The organism is Paralcaligenes ureilyticus (genome assembly GCF_004346225.1).
Lineage (GTDB): Bacteria > Pseudomonadota > Gammaproteobacteria > Burkholderiales > Burkholderiaceae_B > Paralcaligenes > Paralcaligenes ureilyticus.
On record NZ_SMAJ01000014.1, the window covers coordinates 1 to 16933 of the forward strand.

Below are 16933 nucleotides of genomic sequence, written 5' to 3' on the forward strand. Positions count from 1 at the left end.
TCTCCACCCCAGCACCTTTTAGTGTCCCACTAAAAGGTGCTTGAAAAAACCAGATAAAAAACCAAACAAAACCGCTTAAAGAAACTATACAAGCGCAGCCTCGCGCGCGAGGCGCAGCGAGTTCGCCCGACGCCCGCCTGGACGAGGCAGACCCGGGCAGTCGGGGCGCGCAGCGCCACGACCGCTGGACGGACCGGACGGTACCCACCCCTCGCCCTGCGGCGTTTTAATAGAAGTACCCGCCCACCGAAAACGACCCAAAAAAACAGCGACGCGAAACGCATTCAGTTCCGTAAACACGTCAACCGAAAATGCCCTAGCGTGCCGGCGGCCGCCGATCCAGCCGATACACCACGGTATTCAGGTGCGTGAGCCCTCGCGCCGCAAACTTGGGCTCTTTGGCCAGGACATCGCGTTCGTCGATGGTCTGAACTTCCCATTGCCCGGCGTACAGTGCTTCGACTTCGGGCTTGAGGACGGCGAAAGGCGGGCCATCCATTTGCGCTTGGGGATAGTCCAGGCTGATGAGCAAGCCGCGGCACTGGGGGGAAAGCTGCCCGTAAACATGCTGGACATAGCGTTCGCGCATGGCGGGAGGCAGGGCGATCAGGGCAGCGCGATCGTAGAAACCGGTACACTCGGCCAAGGTTGCGGCATCAAGCCCAAAGATATCGCCACAAATCACTTCGATGCGGCCGGCAATGTAGTGGCGCCCGAGAGGCGTATCGTGGGTGTCTGGATGCAGTTTGTTCTCGGCAAAGAACTGCTCGACCGCCAGGGCGGAAAGCTCGACCGCCAACACACGGTGGCCTTGCTCGGCCAACCAGACGATGTCCAGCGACTTCCCCGCGAGCGGCACGAGCACACGGCTGTTTGTGGGAAGCGATAGACCCGGCCAGTATTTTTGCAGCAGCGGCATGACCCGGTCTTGATGAAAGCGGGTTTGCCCTTCGCGCCACCGTTGCAGCCAGAAATCAGCCTCCATCTCTTTTCCCCTTTTAATGTTGCGTGGATTTTAGGCAAGAAACGGGGCCGTCGCAACGGCTTGACCTGAGCGAGCCAGTAAATGTCACAGTGCAAGAATAGAATAATGCACTGAGCTGACGGCTTTCGTGTGCCTTTCGTGCGGCCGTAGCCATTCTTTGCCCACCCGACTTCAGGAAGGTACCGCGTATGAATAAGGATGCCGACGATCACAACCTCGACGAGCCGCAGGACCCCGCGCGGCGCCGATTGCTGGGAGGCCTCACCGCGGTGGGCATGGGGCTTGCTCTGGGAGGTTGCGAAACCACCTCGCCCGCGCGTACGGGCGCTGATGCGCGTCTGGATCAGGCGTTGCGGTCGCAAGTGCGCAATATCGTCGTGATTTATGCGGAAAACCGCAGCTTCAATAATCTGTATAGCAACTTTCCCGGGGTGCAAAGTCCGCTCTTGGCCGTGCCTGCTTCGGACTCCATGCAGCTCGACCGCGATGGCCGCACGCCGCTGGCCCGCCTGCCGAAGATATGGGGCGGCCTGGTGTCGCGCCCGCAAGAGGTTGACGGCAAGCATTTCGAGATTACGCAAGACCAGATCGACGGCCTGCCCAACGGCCCGTTCCACCTTGCCGATGCGCACGGCGCGCCGTTGCCGCTAGGCGTCATTACGCGCGATCTGTGGCATCGTTTTTATCAGAACCAGATGCAGATCAATGCGGGGCGCAACAATCAGTTTGTTGCCTGGGCCAATTCGGGCGGCATGGTCATGGGGCATTATCGCGATTCGGCTCAAACGCTGCGGCTCTGGCAACTGGCCAGCCAGTACACGCTTTGCGACAATTTTTTCATGGCAGCCTTTGGCGGTTCGTGGCTTAACCACATCTTCCTGATCTCCGCGCAGGCCCCGTTCTATCCCAACGTTCAACAAAGTCCCGCGCATAAACTCGTTTCCGTCGTGGAAGGCAACGATCCGGCTGGAACGCGCTTGAAGCTTGCCGGAAACTCTCCCGCCTCGGCACTCGACGGTCCGCCAAAATTTGAAAAGGATGGCGCGCTGACGGCCGACGGCTATGCCGTCAACACCATGGCCGCGGCCTATCAGCCTAGCCATGTACGCCCGGCCGAGGGGGGCGACCCGGCCTTCGCCGATCCCGCCAATATTCATGTGCTGCCGCCCCAGCACTACGCCACTATCGGCGACCGCCTTTCGGAAAAAGGGCTTGCCTGGGCGTGGTATAGCGGTGCGTGGCAATATGCGCTCGATCACACAGGCACGGGGCCGGTGCCGGATTTTCAATATCATCATCAACCCTTCAACTACTTTGCCAACTACGCGCCGGGCACGGCGGCGCGCCGCCTTCATCTGCGCGACGCGGGCCTGGGCGACGATCCGTCGACCAATCGCCTGATTGCGGATATCGATGCCGGACGGTTGCCGGCCGTCGCGTTTTATAAGCCGCAGAGCAGCCTCAACATGCATGCAGGCTATGCCGATGTCGCCTCCGGCGACCGGCACATTTCCAATGTCGTCGAGCATATCCGGCGCGGGCCACAGTGGGCCAATACGGTCGTTATCATTACGCACGACGAAAACGGGGGCTGGTGGGATCACGTATCGCCGCCCAAAGGCGATCGCTGGGGGCCGGGTTCGCGAATACCGGCCATCGTTATTTCTCCCCTGGCAAAAAAGGGCCATGTCGAACACACGGTATACGACACCAATTCGATTCTGCGTTTTATCAGCCGCGTGCATGGGCTGGCGCCGCTCGATGGCGTGGCCGCCCGCGACAAGGCGTTTGCGGCCAACGGGCTTGCGCCGCTTGGCGATTTGACGCAGACGCTGGATCTGGCGTAGCGTAGTGCCACTCGTTACCGCGAGTAACGAATTTTCGGTGAACAGCGTGGGTGCCAGGTCGATGGATGACGATAGGTTCAAGGGCCGGTTTTTGGGGGTGCTGGGTGGCATGGGGCCCATGGCGGGGGCGGCGTTCATGACGCGGCTAATTGCTTTGACACCAGGCGAGTGCGATCAACAACATGTGCCTGTCATTTTGTGGAGCGACCCCCGCGTGCCTGATCGCCCCGCGGGGCACGCCGGACAGGGCGTCGATCCTTTGCCGTGGATGCAAAATGGCGTGAATCATCTGGTACAGGCGGGTGCGCAGGCCATCGTTATTCCTTGCAATACGGCGCACCTCTGGTACGAGCCGCTGGCCGCGGAAAGCGGCGTGCCCATACTGCATATTGTGCAGGCGGTCATTGACGATTTACGCCGTCAAGGCGTGGATCGGGGCCACGTCGGCGTGATGGGCACGGCCACTACGCTGAAAAGCGGGCTTTATCAGCGCGCGCTGGAGGCGCAAGGTTATGAATGCATAACGCCTGCCGGCGTGCGGCTTGAACAGTGTTGCGCCGATTCGATTCACCTGGTGAAAACCAATTGCCTGGATCAGGCTTATGCGCCCGCGGCCGAAGTCGTCACGGAGCTGCGCCGCCGCGGCGCCGATGCGGTCGTACTAGGCTGCACCGAGTTGCCGCTGGCCATACCGCACGCGCGGCGGGCTGGACTGGGCATTGCGATGACAGACTCCATCGACGCATTGGCTCTGGCCGCCCTGGAATGGTACCGCCATAGCGAAGAATAGTTTTCCCGGCGTTTGGCCGTCACATTGCCTCAAGTTTGAATGACACCAGATGCCATATAAAAAATAGAGAAATGCATAAATTGGGACAAATAGGTCTCGACACTCATCTAAACTGTAAAAAATAATAGGCGCTGGGGAGAAGTGGTTCGATCCACTCGATGGGAATCATGCCGCGGGCGTGGCGCCTTGACCACGCGTTATCGAAAGATGGAATTTATGAAGCAATAGTCAATAAAAACTGTGCGCGCTCGTTATTTCGCACAATATCAGGAGACAACTATGCGTTCGAATGATTCTGAGCAAAATTCCTGCAAGACCAAAATAAAAGAGGGCATCCGCGCCAAGGTGCGTGGCCTGACGACAAGCTGTGGCTTTGTTTTGGGGTTGTTCATGCTGATGGCAGGCGCAAGCCCGGTTCATGCCGCCTTTCCCGATCATCCCATAGATTTCATTGTTCCCTGGGGGGCGGGCGGCGGAGCCGATTTGCTTGGCAGAACCGCTTCCAAGATCATGGCGGAATCCCTGAAAGTGTCATTACCGGTCATCAACGTTCCGGGAGCCGATGGAATGGTCGGCTTGACCAAGCTGCTGACTTCGCCGGCCGATGGCTATAGCATGGCCATACTGATTGGCGATACCTATGCTTTGGTGGCCAAAAAGCACCCCCCGTTCACGCTGGATCAGGTGATTCCCCTGGCTATCATGATTCAGCAGCCGTCAGGGTACTGGGTGAATGCGGATGGCCCTTATAAAACCTGGGCGGATCTTGAAAAGGCCGCCAAAGCGAAAACACTGACCGTGGCGGTGACCGGTTTTGGCAGCGCCGACGATATCACTACAAGGTATTTGGCAAGTAAGGGGCTGAAGTTCGAATCGGTGCCTTACGCCAGTCCAGGCCTGCGATATAGTTCGATTCTGGGCGGAAACAGCGATGTGCTTTATGAGCAAACCGGCGACGTACGCAGCTATTTCGATTCGGGAAAAATCAGGCCGTTGCTGTTCTTTTACCCGCATCCCGTCAACATACCGGCTTTTGCAAAAGTGCCTGTATCGTCGCAACTGGGTTATGACGTGACCTTGCCCCAGTTCCGCGCCATCGTGGTTCGTGCCGGAACGCCGCCGGATCGGGTAAAGATCCTGGCCGATGCGCTTGCGCAAGTGGCTAAAGACCCGTCGTTCAAAGCGTATCTGGACCAGCAATATGCCGATCCAAACAGCTACATACCGTTGGCAGGCGCCCATGCGTTCATGGACGACTGGCTGAAACAGGCCCAGGATGTGATTGCGCGGAGCAAAAAATAATGCATCCCGGCGAGTCCGTTTCAGCTCGCGAACTCGAGCCGAGCCTGGGTAAAAGATTGAGCGCGGCATTGCCTTATCTGGCGATGGTGGTGATTTCGCTTTTCCTGTATTACCAGGCCGACAATTTTGAATTTTCGGAATCGTCCGGCCGGATAGGGCCGGGGGCCTGGCCCAAAATAGTCCTTTGCCTGTTGATGTTTACGGCTTGCCTCGGAATAATAAAAGTGGTCTGGGCCGGGCAGGCTGAGCCGGACAAGCGGGAGGTTATCGACGAGGATGTTGCCGCGGTGCTGGCTCCGCCTGAAATTTATCCGAAGATGGTTTGGGCGGCGGTTGCGATAACGGCCGCTTATGTATGGCTATTGCCGATTTTGGGCTTTTTCATTGCGACCATTTTCTACAGCGTCGCTTTAATGTGGGTGGGACGTCAACGCCGGGTTGCGACCCTGTGCATAGCGGGAGTGGGCTTTGCCTTGTTCTTCATGTTTTTGTTCATGAAGGTGGTTTATGTTTCGCTGCCTATCGGCAAGGAGCCTTTTTCTGCGGTTTCCCTGGCCTTGATGGCGCTCATGGGGATCCATTGAACATGGAGCTTTTACACAATCTGGGTATTGGATTTGCGCATATCTTTCAGGCTTCCGATTTTTTAATGCTGGTGGTGGGAATATTGGTCGGCATGGCGGTTTCGATTATGCCGGGGCTCGGATTTGTCATGGGAGTCGTGCTGGCGCTGCCCTTCACCTACAAAATGCAGATCGAGCCGGCGATCATTCTCTTGACGGCCATTTATTTTTCCGGCACATACGGGGGCGCCTTCACCACCATTCTTTACAAAATACCCGGGGAGCCCAATGATGTGCCGCTGCTTTGGGACGGGTACACCATGGCGCGCACCGAGGGGCCGGCCAAACCTCTTGGGTGGGCTCTGATTGCGGCGCTGGTGGGCGGGCTGGTGTCCTCGGTGGTCATGGTCCTTTTGGCTGAACCGCTTACGGCAGTGGCGCTGAAATTTACGGCTGAAGATTATTTCGCGGCGATATTTTTCGGCCTGACGACCGTGGTGTCGCTGGCGGGAAAATCATTGATCAATGCGGTGATCAGCCTTTGCCTGGGGCTGTTGGTGGCCAGCATAGGCGTAGACAGTACCTATGGCGTAAGCCGCTTCACCTTCGGGATTCCAATGCTTGGCGATGGCGTACAGCTCGTGGCGATACTGGTCGGCATGTACGGATTGGGTGAGGTCTTCAAGCGGGTAGGGCAAGGGCTTGTGCTGGACAATACCCACGTAAGCAAAAAATCCGTCAAGACGCACTTCCCGTCGTTCAGGGAAGTCTGGAAGATAAAGGGAACCGTACTGCGCAGCAGCACCATCGGCACCTTATTGGGCGTTGTCCCAGGCGCCGGAGCAACGATCACTTCCTTCATTTGCTACGGAACGGAAAGGCAATATGGCCCCCGTCGCGCAAAGCTGGGAACCGGCATACCGGAAGGTATCGTGGCGCCGCAAATCGGTTCCACCGCGTCGGTGGCCGGCCATATGATACCGATGCTTTTGCTGGGCATCCCCGGCAGCGCCGCCACCGCCGTGATTCTGGCGGCCTTCCTGCTGCATGGCGTGCAGCCCGGGCCCATGCTGCTCACCAATCCCGCGTCGCACGACGTGGTCTATACCATTTTTGCATCGATGTTCGCGAGCATTATCGGGATGTGCATTTTTGGCTTTTTCTGGATCGGGCTGGTAGTGAAAGTTCTCACGATTCCTCAATCCATTCTGAATACCATCGTTGTGCTTTTTTGCCTGGTGGGCGCCTATGCAAACCGGAACAGCCTGCAGGATGTCTGGATGATCGTCATTTTTGGCGTGATGGGATATTTGTTCGAAAAACTGGATTTTCCGATTGCGCCGCTGGTTCTGGGGGCCATTCTCGGCCCCATCGGAGAATCCAGTTTCATGCGCAGCATGATTGTCAGCCACAATGACTGGACGGTTTTTTTCCGGCAGCCTTTAAGCGGCGTTTTGATGGTCGCTGCTTTCTTTTCAATACTTTATCCTGTGGCCAAACAGAATATTGCGTTTTTAAGAATGAGAAAAAGCGCTTGGAAATCGTTGTAGTGGCAGCCCTTGTGGCTGCCGGCAACACTCCTATCGAGATGGCGCCCCGAAACTGAATACCCCATCCCGGGATAATCGGCCGGCCTCGGTGATGATCAGGTCCTTCAGCACCGAAACTGCGGGGTTCTGTGCTCGCTCAATCCGTGTCGCAATCAATAGTTGCCTGTTTAGCTGGACCCCGGATATTTCCGATAGCGTAATTTTTGAACCAGGCATGATCGGCTTGAATACCGAGATCGGCATTAACGTCGACCAGGCTCCTCCAAGAACAAGTTCGCGTATCGTATCGACCGAATTGACTTCCGCATGAATATTCAGGGGGATCCCCAACGGCGCGAGTTGCTGTTCGATAAGACCCCGATGCAGGGTGGTCATCAACAACGGGATTTGCCGCAAATCGGTGGCCTCTATAACCGGTTTGATCTTGCGTGATTTTTGCGCAACCAGGGCGAACGGCTCTCCAAGAAAGGGTTGCAGGGTGATCGGCATCCCGGCGCAGTCATCGGTTTTTGTGATGATGGCGATGTCGACGATGCCCTTGACGAGCCAATCGAGCAGGGCGGGAGTAAATGCTTCACGCACCGAAAGAGGCATGCGGGTCAGTGTGCGTTGGCAGGTTTCGAAAACCCCCGGGATAAGAATCCTCGCGAGGGTTGGCGAGGCGCCCAGGACCACGGTTGATTCAGCCACGCTGCCGGGGTCTTCAAGCTGCTTTCTGACGCGGCCGGCTTCCGCAAGAATCCGCTGCGCCGCGGTGTAGAGGGTCGCCCCCGATGTCGTCAGGTGAACCCCGCGCGACGTACGGTAGAGCAGCGTTACGCCCAGGTCGCGCTCGAGTTCGCGAATCTGCCGCGTCAGCGCCGGTTGGGCAATTGAGATCGCCGCGGAAGCGGCGTTCAGGCTGCCCGCATCAGCGGCAGCGACAAAGTAGCGCAGTGCGCGAAGGTCCATCGCGTTCTCCAGGGTGCCTCTCGACGCTCTATATCAAAGTGATATAGCTCGGTCAATATACAGCATTGGACGCTACCGGATAATGCCCATAGACTTTGATCACGTTCATACGGTTTGATCATGGTTGACCAAAACAGTTCATCTTCACGAGTCAGCGTTTCGGAGCTGGCCCGCTTTATCGCCCTAGCCCTGGAGCGCGCCGGCTTGCCCGCGCACGATGCCGGCATTGTGGCCGGCCTGATGGCCGAGGCCGATTTGCAGGGCTCGGATGGCCACGGCGTCATTCGCTTGCCGCAGTATGTGAAGCGCATCCGGGCCGGAGGTATTAACACCCGGCCCCATATCCGCGTGGTCAGCGAGCGCGCCGCCATGGCGGTGCTCGATGGCGATAACGGCATGGGGCATCTGGTGGTTTCGCGCGCTGTCGATCTGGCCATAGAGAAAGCGGGCGTATGTGGGGTGGCCTGGGTCAGCACTCGTGCCAGCAACCATGCCGGCCCGGCCTCTTTGTATGTGCGCAAGCCCTTGCAGCACGATATGCTGGGCTTGTACTTTGCGGTGGGCAGTGCCAATCATCTTCCGCCCTGGGGCGGCTCGGAAATGCTTTTGTCGACCAACCCGATTGCCGTTGGCGTCCCCGCGGGCAATGAACCTGCCGTGGTGCTCGACATGGCCACGACAGTGGCCGCCTACGGCAAGGTCAAGGCGAAAGCCAAGCGCGGCGAAATGATGCCCGAAGGCTGGATGATCGACCGCCAGGGCAAGCCCTTGCTGGATCCCGCCAGGGCGGGCGAAGGGTTTCTGCTTCCTATAGGCGGGCATAAAGGCTATGGTCTCGCGCTGGTCGTAGGGTTGCTGGCAGGAACCTTGGGCGGAGCCGCCATGGGCCGCGATGTGGTGGATTTCAATCATGACCACACAACGCCGACCAACACCGGCCAGGCCATTTTGGTGATTGATCTCAAGGCATTTCGCGACCCCGACGATTTCAAAGGGGCTGTAGACCAACTGGCACGCGAGATTCACGGCAGTCAGCGTCTGCCCGGGGTGGAGCGCATTTGGTTGCCGGGAGAGCAGAGTGCCGAGAAGCGCGTACGCTATGTAAAGACAGGTATTCCGCTTGCGCCGGGCCTGGTCATTGAACTTAACGAATTGGCGAGGGATATGGGCATTGGTGCCTTACCCCTTATGGAAGCCGCACATATGTAAATCTCTGTCACGAGCGTCGGGAGCTGTTTTGGCCGGGCCGTGGAGTTGCGACGATATCTTGTCAAGGAGCCTGAATTATGAATAAGCAACACGCGCCCATTGTCATGCGGCCCGATCAGATTAAAAGCTATGACCGTGGCGGCGGGGCGCGAACCACGCCTTTGGTTTCGCCGGGTGTCGGCGCCACTTCTTTCATCAATGGCATTACCGAATTTGCGCCTGGCACGGCTATCCCGTTTCATAGTCACAATTGCGAGGAAAGCGTCATGCTGCTTCAAGGACATGCCTTTCTCGACATCGAAGGCCAGGAGCACGAGCTAAAGCCTTTTGACACGACTTGGATACCACCCAATATTCCTCATCGCTTCCGCAATATGTCGTCGGAGGAGCCGATGAAAATTCTGTGGATTTATGCTTCGCCCGCCGCGACCCGAACCTTGGTCGAAACGGGCGAAACGCGTCCGGTGTCGGCCGAACATAATCGGTAAAGGAACTTGATCTGCTGCCGCAGAGCAGCAGCGCCCCAGGCCAATAATAATTCAGGAGATTAACGATGTTTCGATTCATGAGTACTGTTGTTTGCACGGCTCTGCTTTGCGCCGCGACCCAGGTTTATGCCGCCTATCCGGACAAAACCATACGAATGATCATCCCGCTGGCTGCCGGCAGTGCGGTCGACAATGCGGCACGTGTCCTGGCTGAAAGAATGTCGGCCAATATGGGCGTATCCATCATCCTGGAAAATGAGCCTGGCGCATCCGGCCAGATTGGAGCCAGTCAAGTGGCAAGGGCCGCGCCCGATGGCTACACCATCGGCGGCTTCAACGACAGCATCATGACCATGCTGCCTAACGTCCGCTCCCATCTGCCGTGGGATATTCTCAAAGACTTCGAACCGGTATCGCTGGTCGCGACGGTGGAGTGGGGACTGGTTGCGTCACGCGAATCTCCGTACCAATCGGCCGCCGATGTCATCAAGGCGGCCAAGGCGTCTCCCGGAAAAATCAATTACGGCTCGGGCGGCATCGGCAGCCCGCAACATATAGCGATGGCATTGTTTTCAGCCGATGCAGGCATCAGCCTGCGGCATGTGCCCTACAAGGGGGCAACGCAAGCCGCCGTTGCGGTCGCCGGCAATGAGGTGTCCCTGGCGTTCCAGGGGCTGGCCACAGTCACGGCGCTGGTGAACACCGAGAAGGTGAGGCTGATTGGCGTGACAACGCCCAGCCGGATGCCTCAATACCCCAACGTGCCGACCATATCCGAATCCGGACTGAAAGGCTTCCAGTTCAATTCGTGGTTCACCATTGTCGCGCCGGCCGGCACCCCCAAGAATATTATCGACCGCTTGAACGCCGAAGTCGTAAAAGCATTAAAGGATCCCAAGGTAATCGAGCGCTACGCGCACTTTGGCCTGACGCCGCGCGGCTCGACGGCGCAGGAACTGGGTGCCGAAACCCGCTCTCAGTTGGCGCGTTATCACAAATTGATCCACGATGCGGGTATTGCCGTCAATTAAGCATAGGGCGTTCGGCCGTCGGCTCCGATTTCTGTCGCGGCGGCGCTAATTGTTGTGCTAGCATCATTAACAGGCCGCGCCCGTTCTTCCCTGAGGGCGGGCCTTTGGTCCCTCTGCCTCCATGAAACGACAGCAAACAGCTGTTATTCCAGCCAGGCGTATCTGATAGGAGTAATCAAATGAATATTTCTATATCACGGCGGGCCCTCGTGGTGCTCGCAGGCCTCGTGTGTGCGGGGTCGATGACCCTGACGCAGGCGGCGCCGGTCTCGTTTACCGTACCGCTTGCCGGTATGCAGCAAGTGCCTCCCGTCCAGACCCAGGGCAGTGGCTCTGCCAATCTCACCTACGATCCGAGTACGCGGGTTGTTACCTGGACGATCAGTTTTACCGGCTTGTCCAGTGCGCCCACCATGGCGCATTTTCACGGGCCTGCCGCGTCCGGCAAGAATGCGGGTGTGAAAGTTTGGCTGTCTCAAAAAGGCTCACCGGTCACCAGCCCCTTCAAGGGCGAGGCAACACTGTCTGAGGCCGATGCGAAAGAGTTTGCCGCCGGTGAAATGTATATCAACGTGCACACCAAGGATCATCCGTCGGGCGAGATTCGCGGCCAAGTGCTGCCGCCCAAGGGTTATTGACGCTTGCGTCAGAGGTAGTTTGCAAGAAGCGCCGCCATGGCGGCGCCGATGGCCAGTAGAAGCAGCGCCCGCACCGGCGGCGCCAGCCGCGGTGCGGCGATGCGCGCGGGCAGGCGCTTGCGGCCGGTCAGCATGGGGCGCAGCAGGTTATGTCCCTTGGCTGCCGCGTATAACGCGATCGCCAGCACGTGCAGCGCCACGGCCACCAGCAGCGCATCCCACAGGATTTCGTGCAGCGCTGTGATGGCATTGGCGATCGGCGCAGAGACCCATTCGGTGAACGGCCCCTCGTCGGCGATGTCATTATTGATGTAAAGCCCGCTTAACGTCTCGCCCAGCAGTAAAGCAAGCAACAGCAGCACCATCCAGCCGCCCGCCGGATTGTGGCCGACCTGCAGGTCGGGTTCGCGGCGAAACAGGTGGCGCAGATGGTGCAACGCCGCGGCGGGCGAAGCCAGAAAACGGCGGAATCGCGCGGTTTCGCTGCCGAAACACCCCCACAGCAAGCGGAAAAGCACCAGCGCAAGCAGCGTCTCGCCGATCAAGACGTGCCAGCCCATCCAGTTGAGCTTCCATGTCAGGTAGGCCGCTGCCACCAGGACTACCACCAGCCAGTGAAACAGGCGTATCGGTGCGTCCCAGACTTGCACAAGACGATGCCGCGCCGGCGTGTCCAGGTCGGCTGATTGTTTATCCCTCGCAGCGGAGGATGTGTCCGAAGTGGTCATCGCCTTGCCTCCTGATCCGACGTCAGCGCATCGAGATGATGCTGCAGCAGCGCCGGAAAGCGCTCGCGCCAGACGGCGTTGGCGGGAGAGGGATGGGGCAGGGGATAGAGCGTCAGCCAGCGCCGTCGTTTGGCATTGGCGACCAGGACGCGCAGCGGGTCGAGGTAGCGGCGATCGCCGGACCAGTAGGTGTCCATGCGTGCCCGTTCGTCGGCGGGCTGACCGATGCCAAACCAACGGAAGGCCTGGTTGCCAAGCGTAATGACGCGGTCGCCGTGCCATTGCATCAGCATGATGTCGCGGATCAGTGGCTGGAACAAGCGCTGCACGGCCAGCGGCCACGCGCGGTTGGCGATGGGCTTGTAGGGAACCGTATTGAGCCAGAACAGCGAGGCCGGTGGCCTGTTGCAGCCGGTGCCTTCGCCGTCGGCGCTTTTGTCGTCAGTTAAGTGAGCGGTGGCCTGCGCAGTCAACATGCGTCTGAGCACGCGGCCCGATGGTCCCATGAAAGGTGCGCCGGCGGCGATCTCTGCCCGGCCCGGATCCCGGCCCATGATGCATAGCGTTGCGGTGGGCAGCCCCAGGCCCATGACCGGTACCAAGGAATCTTTTCCGGCCGCCGCGTAAGCGGGTCTGTCCAGTTGGGCGAGCCCCGCCGCCAGCTCGCTGAAACAGCTGTAATCGATGGTCTGTACCCGTGAGCCGGCTTCCGTGTCCATATTCAGGATATTAATCGATTCCGGGCTAGAGTCTCGGGCGGGAGCCCGCCCCGGGGGAAATCGCTTTCCGACGTCGCAGGGTAGGTTAAGCGTCAAGGCAAAGCAGGAATGTCCGGTTCATGAAGCGGTCGCGGGCAGGGGTTGAGGGTTGTGGCGTGCGGATAACTTCCACGTCGACGTGGCAAATGCCGCCATCTCTCCGCTACTGTCGTAAAAATCGGCTTGCAAAAAACAAACGCTATGGCCCTTCTTGAGTACGCTGGCGACTACCTTGGCCGGACCAGGGGCGACCGCGCGCAGGTACTGCACCTTCATTTCCAACGTGGAGGCTGTGCCATATAGGTGCGACAGTAAATGCCCCATGGATGTATCGAGCGTTAGAGCGATGATGCCACCATGCAGAGTGCCCTTGGGGTTGAGCATGAAATCGGCGACATCGAAGTCGATAGTGCAATGCTGGTCGTCATAACGCAACGCCAGTCCCAGAAAACGCGCCAGAAAGAATTCGCCCATGGCAGGCCGCCAGGTTTCCAGGGCATTTTCACATGCCGCTCTTACCGCCACGGGGTCTATCTCGTAGTCCCGAAGGCGGTTTGAACGACTCTCTGTGTTGTTTGCGTCGGTCGGCGTCGCGGTGGGCAATGTGTTCTTCATGAGTCAGCAGGCCTACACATTGCGTGTTTCCGCTGTCCAATAGTGCTTGCGCACCTCTTTTCGCATTACTTTCCCTGCGCCGCTGCGTGGCAGTTCGTCGATGAAATCGACGGATTTAGGCGTGCGCACGCTGCCTACCTTCGCTTTGCAGAACGCAAGCAACTCATCTTCGGTCAACGAAAAACCTTTTTTTACTTCAACGACTGCCTTGATCGCTTCGCCCCATTTTTCATCAGGCACACCGACAACGGCGCAGTCTTGAACGGCAGGGTGGCTAAGCACTGCCTGCTCGACCTCCAGGGGATAGACGTTGTATCCGCCTGTGATGATCATCTCCTTCTTGCGGTCGCATATGTAGATGAATCCGTCTTCGTCTTGATAGGCCAAGTCTCCGGTATGGTGCCACCCGTATGTGGAAACCTCGGCGGTTGCTTCAGGGTTTTTGTAGTAGCCCTTCATAACGAGCCCTCCCTGGACCACGATTTCTCCAATGGATCCTGGCGGCACAAGCTTGCCCGAGTCGTCCATTAGGGCGACCCGAGAGAAGGGCGCGGGTTTTCCGCAACTGAGCAGGCGCTTTTCATTGACGGACCCGTCTTCGGAAAGATGGTCTGCGGGGCTCATATACGTCACCGACGTGGGCACTTCGGTCTGACCGTATACCTGCGTCATGACAGGGCCGAAGACATCGATGGCCTCATGGAGCTTAGTCGACGAGATGGGAGCTGCCCCGTAAATGAAGTGCCGTAGCGACGAATAGTCGAACTCGTGGACATTGGGCTGCGATAACAGCGAATAGATGGCTGTTGGCGGCAGGTAAACGAAGGAAACCTTCCGTGCCTGAATAGCCTTTAGGGTTGCCTGTGCTTCGAATTTGCGGTGGATGATAAGGGTCCCGCCCATGCCAAAAGTGACCATGGACAGCACCGCAGCTGTGTGGCTTAGTGGAGCACATGCTAAATAGACAGGGGCTTCATCGAAGGACAGCGTGGCTCGAAAATTGGCCATCATTGTTTCAAAGTTGCGATTGGTGTTCATCACGCCTTTCGGCAGCCCTGTCGTGCCTCCTGTTCCGCGCAGCCAGCACAGCGCTTCTGGCGCCCAGGGCGATGGCTGGGGCTCCGGTGACTGGCTCGCCGCCCAGGGCTCCACCGTGGCGCCGAGAGTGCTGGGCCCGTTCACGCACAGAAAGAGCTTGATCCCGGGGCACTCCTCTTTCGCCGCCCGGGCGAAGTCTTCTTCCTCTTTCTCGAAGAACAGCACTTCGACATCGAAGGCGTTCAGGATATGCATGCTCTGAGACTTAGCGTTGCTGGGATTGAGTGGTACCCATACGCCTTGGGCTTTAAGGATGCCCAGCATCGAGATGAACGCGATAGGGTCATTTCGACTGAGGACGGCGCATTTAGTGTCGGCACTGACGTCCGCGCTGCGAAGTCCGTTTCCTATACGAGTTGCGAGATCCAACACATCGCGATATAGCCATTGACGGTCTTCGAATATTGCGGCTACCCGGTTTGGATACAGACGCGCGCTCTTGTCAAAAAAATCAATCAGATTCATATAGGTTCCTGTATGGTCGAGTTATCTTGCGGGTGCCAATGCGGAAGAAACTCGCCTTCCAGCCAGCGAGTGGTGACCGTGGAGTCTTCGAACGCTTTATCTGCGATCACTGCCCTGTGCAACGGTATGGTGGTGCATGGGCCTTCGATGACGAAGTTTTCGAGCGCTTTACTCATCTCGGTTCGTGCCTGCTCGCGCGAAGGCGCATAGGTAATCAGTTTGGCCACCATGGAGTCATAGAAAGGCGAGATCAAGTAGCCTTCATAGCAGTGCGTATCCAGGCGCACGCCCTTACCAGCCGGAGGACGCCAGGTTTTTACGCGACCGGGCGCAGGTCTGAAGTCATGAAGAGGATCTTCCGCGTTGATGCGGCACTCGATGGCGTGCCCGCGGATCTCCAGGTCTTCCGCGCGGAATGACAACCGTTCTCCAGCGGCAATACGGATTTGTTCCTTGACCAGGTCGATGCCGGTAATCAGCTCGGTGACCGGATGCTCCACCTGAATGCGTGTGTTCATTTCCAGAAAGTAGAAGTGGCCGGTCTGGACGTCATACACGAACTCGATGGTTCCAGCGCTGTAGTAGCCCACCGCTTTTGCCAAAGAAAGTGCGGCATCGCCCATTTCCTTTCTTTGCTTGGGAGTGATGACAGGCGAAGGGGCTTCCTCGATCAATTTTTGATGTCGGCGCTGCACGCTGCAGTCCCTTTCAAATAAATGGACGAGGCCACCATGCTGGTCACCCAGGATCTGAAATTCAATATGTTTGGCCTGCTCAATGAATTTTTCCAGGTATACAGTGGAATCGCCAAATGCCGCCTGTGCTTCACGTTGCGCGCTATCAAATGATGGAAGAAGCTCTGCGGCACTTCTGACGATCCTCATGCCGCGCCCGCCACCCCCAGCGCTTGCTTTTATCAGGCATGGATAGCCGATACGTTTAGCGGCTTTTTTTGCCTCGTCCGGCGAGGATAGTTTCCCTGAGCCCGGAATGACGGGCACCCCGGCCTCTTTCGCGAGTCGAATTGCGCTGAGCTTGTCGCCCATGGCCTGAATGGCTTCGGGCGAGGGGCCTATGAAGATAAGGCCGTTGTCGGTACACGCCTGACTGAAGACAGGGCGTTCGGACAAAAAGCCGTAGCCGGGATGCACCGCGTCGCATCCGGTGGCGGTTGCGGCGGTGATCAGCAAGTCGTGGCGCAGATAACTTTGCGACGAGGATGCCGGACCGATACAGACGGCCTTGTCGGCAAGCTTTGCGGGAAGCGAGTCGCGGTCTGCTTCCGACACGCCGATCACAACTTCAATGTCCATTTCCTTGCAGGCACGTATGACGCGCACAGCAATCTCGCCGCGATTGGCTACAAAAATACGTCGGATGGTCGGCATACCCATCCCCTTAATCGGTTTCGATGAGCATCAGCACTTGCCCATGTTCGACGAGCGCGCCGTCTGGGGCCAGGACTTGGACGACGCGTCCCGATACCCCGGCGGTGACCGGCATATACAGCTTCATTACTTCAAGCAGGCCGATCTGATCTTCGGGACTGACCTCATCGCCTTCCTTGACGAAGGGCGCGGCGCCGGGCGATGGGCTGCGGTAGAACACTCCCAATGTCGGCGTTATGACTTCGACCACACCCTCCACTTGAGCGGATTTCGCCACGGCCATCGGAGCCGGCGGCTTCGCAGAGTCGCCAACGGTGACATCGCGTGGTGCGATGGCGGACGCCGGCGCGGCGTTCGCCCCTGCTTGCGTGGCCCTCGTCAAACTAAGGCGAATGTCCCCGATACTCAGATCCAGCGACTGGCAGCGCGCCGACTCTTGTATTAGTTTCAAAATTTCTACCGCATCCTGGTACGAAAATGGGTAATGGATTCCGGATTCCGTTGTGTCTTTCATTTCTCGTCCACTA

Annotated in this window: 17 protein-coding genes; 9 read left to right on the plus strand and 8 right to left on the minus strand. The window is 58.2% G+C overall.

Annotated elements, in window-relative coordinates; translation table 11 throughout:
* Positions 1-316: 316 nt before the first annotated feature.
* Positions 317-985 (minus strand): thiopurine S-methyltransferase, encoded by a 669-nt coding sequence (locus EDC26_RS15245; protein WP_132584178.1) that lies wholly within the window; start codon positions 983-985, stop codon positions 317-319.
* 188 nt (positions 986-1173) lie between these two features.
* Here EDC26_RS15245 and EDC26_RS15250 point away from each other — a divergent pair, with 188 nt between their 5' ends.
* From EDC26_RS15250 to EDC26_RS15270, 5 genes are all read left to right on the plus strand, one after another.
* Positions 1174-2832, plus strand: coding sequence for an acid phosphatase (locus EDC26_RS15250; protein ID WP_132584180.1), 1659 nt, complete (start codon positions 1174-1176; stop codon positions 2830-2832).
* A 61-nt stretch (positions 2833-2893) separates the two neighbouring features.
* Positions 2894-3622 carry a cysteate racemase gene (cuyB, locus tag EDC26_RS15255; RefSeq protein ID WP_132584182.1) on the plus strand — a complete coding sequence of 243 codons (729 nt, stop codon included), beginning with the start codon at positions 2894-2896 and terminating at the stop codon, positions 3620-3622.
* 279 nt (positions 3623-3901) lie between these two features.
* Complete coding sequence (locus EDC26_RS15260; protein ID WP_243700938.1) at positions 3902-4924, plus strand: tripartite tricarboxylate transporter substrate binding protein; 1023 nt, start codon at positions 3902-3904, stop codon at positions 4922-4924.
* Positions 4924-5508 (plus strand): tripartite tricarboxylate transporter TctB family protein, encoded by a 585-nt coding sequence (locus tag EDC26_RS15265; protein ID WP_132584184.1) that lies wholly within the window; start codon positions 4924-4926, stop codon positions 5506-5508. Before EDC26_RS15260 ends, EDC26_RS15265 begins: the two co-directional genes overlap by 1 nt.
* A 2-nt stretch (positions 5509-5510) precedes the next feature.
* On the plus strand, positions 5511-7037 hold the full coding sequence (locus EDC26_RS15270) for a tripartite tricarboxylate transporter permease (RefSeq protein WP_132584186.1): 1527 nt from the start codon (positions 5511-5513) through the stop codon (positions 7035-7037).
* Positions 7038-7067: 30 nt separating this feature from the next.
* On the opposite strand, the gene EDC26_RS15275 is transcribed toward EDC26_RS15270, so the two are convergent.
* Complete coding sequence (locus tag EDC26_RS15275) at positions 7068-7988, minus strand: LysR family transcriptional regulator (protein WP_132584188.1); 921 nt, start codon at positions 7986-7988, stop codon at positions 7068-7070.
* 120 nt (positions 7989-8108) lie between these two features.
* Between EDC26_RS15275 and EDC26_RS15280 the strand changes: the two genes are divergently transcribed.
* The 4 genes from EDC26_RS15280 to EDC26_RS15295 all read left to right on the plus strand — a co-directional run bounded on the left by EDC26_RS15280 (position 8109) and on the right by EDC26_RS15295 (position 11354).
* A complete protein-coding gene (locus EDC26_RS15280; protein WP_132584190.1) occupies positions 8109-9197 on the plus strand; it encodes an Ldh family oxidoreductase in 1089 nt (362 codons plus the stop codon).
* A gap of 77 nt (positions 9198-9274) precedes the next feature.
* Positions 9275-9685, plus strand: coding sequence for a cupin domain-containing protein (locus tag EDC26_RS15285; protein ID WP_132584192.1), 411 nt, complete (start codon positions 9275-9277; stop codon positions 9683-9685).
* A gap of 77 nt (positions 9686-9762) precedes the next feature.
* A complete protein-coding gene (locus EDC26_RS15290; RefSeq protein WP_132584194.1) occupies positions 9763-10716 on the plus strand; it encodes a Bug family tripartite tricarboxylate transporter substrate binding protein in 954 nt (317 codons plus the stop codon).
* Between the two features lie 179 nt (positions 10717-10895).
* Positions 10896-11354, plus strand: coding sequence for a CHRD domain-containing protein (locus EDC26_RS15295; RefSeq protein WP_132584196.1), 459 nt, complete (start codon positions 10896-10898; stop codon positions 11352-11354).
* A gap of 8 nt (positions 11355-11362) precedes the next feature.
* On the opposite strand, the gene EDC26_RS15300 is transcribed toward EDC26_RS15295, so the two are convergent.
* The 6 genes from EDC26_RS15300 to EDC26_RS20405 are packed head-to-tail and all read right to left on the minus strand — an operon-like array spanning position 11363 to position 16920.
* A complete protein-coding gene (locus tag EDC26_RS15300) occupies positions 11363-12082 on the minus strand; it encodes a cytochrome b/b6 domain-containing protein (protein WP_132584198.1) in 720 nt (239 codons plus the stop codon).
* Positions 12079-12897: a uracil-DNA glycosylase family protein gene (locus tag EDC26_RS15305; protein ID WP_132584200.1), complete on the minus strand. Its 819-nt coding sequence runs from the start codon at positions 12895-12897 to the stop codon at positions 12079-12081. The genes EDC26_RS15300 and EDC26_RS15305 overlap by 4 nt, the downstream gene beginning before the upstream one ends.
* Before the next feature lie 21 nt (positions 12898-12918).
* Positions 12919-13455 carry a PaaI family thioesterase gene (locus EDC26_RS15310; protein WP_132584202.1) on the minus strand — a complete coding sequence of 179 codons (537 nt, stop codon included), beginning with the start codon at positions 13453-13455 and terminating at the stop codon, positions 12919-12921.
* Positions 13456-13467: 12 nt separating this feature from the next.
* Complete coding sequence (locus EDC26_RS15315; protein ID WP_132584204.1) at positions 13468-15018, minus strand: class I adenylate-forming enzyme family protein; 1551 nt, start codon at positions 15016-15018, stop codon at positions 13468-13470.
* Complete coding sequence (gene accC, locus EDC26_RS15320) at positions 15015-16406, minus strand: acetyl-CoA carboxylase biotin carboxylase subunit (RefSeq protein ID WP_132584206.1); 1392 nt, start codon at positions 16404-16406, stop codon at positions 15015-15017. The genes EDC26_RS15315 and accC overlap by 4 nt, the downstream gene beginning before the upstream one ends.
* A 10-nt stretch (positions 16407-16416) precedes the next feature.
* Positions 16417-16920 (minus strand): acetyl-CoA carboxylase biotin carboxyl carrier protein, encoded by a 504-nt coding sequence (locus tag EDC26_RS20405; RefSeq protein WP_165931048.1) that lies wholly within the window; start codon positions 16918-16920, stop codon positions 16417-16419.
* Positions 16921-16933: the final 13 nt, after the last annotated feature.

Bases quoted from the DNA above. Each gene is read 5' to 3' on its own strand.
- accC (WP_132584206.1), bottom strand. From the start codon at position 16,406: ATGCCGACCATCCGACGTATTTTTGTAGCCAATCGCGGCGAGATTGCT.
- EDC26_RS15250 (WP_132584180.1), top strand. From the start codon at position 1,174: ATGAATAAGGATGCCGACGATCACAACCTCGACGAGCCGCAGGACCCC.
- cuyB (WP_132584182.1), top strand. From the start codon at position 2,894: ATGGATGACGATAGGTTCAAGGGCCGGTTTTTGGGGGTGCTGGGTGGC.
- EDC26_RS15265 (WP_132584184.1), top strand. From the start codon at position 4,924: ATGCATCCCGGCGAGTCCGTTTCAGCTCGCGAACTCGAGCCGAGCCTG.
- EDC26_RS15275 (WP_132584188.1), bottom strand. From the start codon at position 7,988: ATGGACCTTCGCGCACTGCGCTACTTTGTCGCTGCCGCTGATGCGGGC.
- EDC26_RS15310 (WP_132584202.1), bottom strand. From the start codon at position 13,455: ATGAAGAACACATTGCCCACCGCGACGCCGACCGACGCAAACAACACA.
- EDC26_RS15295 (WP_132584196.1), top strand. From the start codon at position 10,896: ATGAATATTTCTATATCACGGCGGGCCCTCGTGGTGCTCGCAGGCCTC.
- EDC26_RS15245 (WP_132584178.1), bottom strand. From the start codon at position 985: ATGGAGGCTGATTTCTGGCTGCAACGGTGGCGCGAAGGGCAAACCCGC.
- EDC26_RS15270 (WP_132584186.1), top strand. From the start codon at position 5,511: ATGGAGCTTTTACACAATCTGGGTATTGGATTTGCGCATATCTTTCAG.
- EDC26_RS15300 (WP_132584198.1), bottom strand. From the start codon at position 12,082: ATGACCACTTCGGACACATCCTCCGCTGCGAGGGATAAACAATCAGCC.
- EDC26_RS15280 (WP_132584190.1), top strand. From the start codon at position 8,109: ATGGTTGACCAAAACAGTTCATCTTCACGAGTCAGCGTTTCGGAGCTG.
- EDC26_RS20405 (WP_165931048.1), bottom strand. From the start codon at position 16,920: ATGAAAGACACAACGGAATCCGGAATCCATTACCCATTTTCGTACCAG.
- EDC26_RS15315 (WP_132584204.1), bottom strand. From the start codon at position 15,018: ATGAATCTGATTGATTTTTTTGACAAGAGCGCGCGTCTGTATCCAAAC.
- EDC26_RS15260 (WP_243700938.1), top strand. From the start codon at position 3,902: ATGCGTTCGAATGATTCTGAGCAAAATTCCTGCAAGACCAAAATAAAA.
- EDC26_RS15290 (WP_132584194.1), top strand. From the start codon at position 9,763: ATGAGTACTGTTGTTTGCACGGCTCTGCTTTGCGCCGCGACCCAGGTT.
- EDC26_RS15285 (WP_132584192.1), top strand. From the start codon at position 9,275: ATGAATAAGCAACACGCGCCCATTGTCATGCGGCCCGATCAGATTAAA.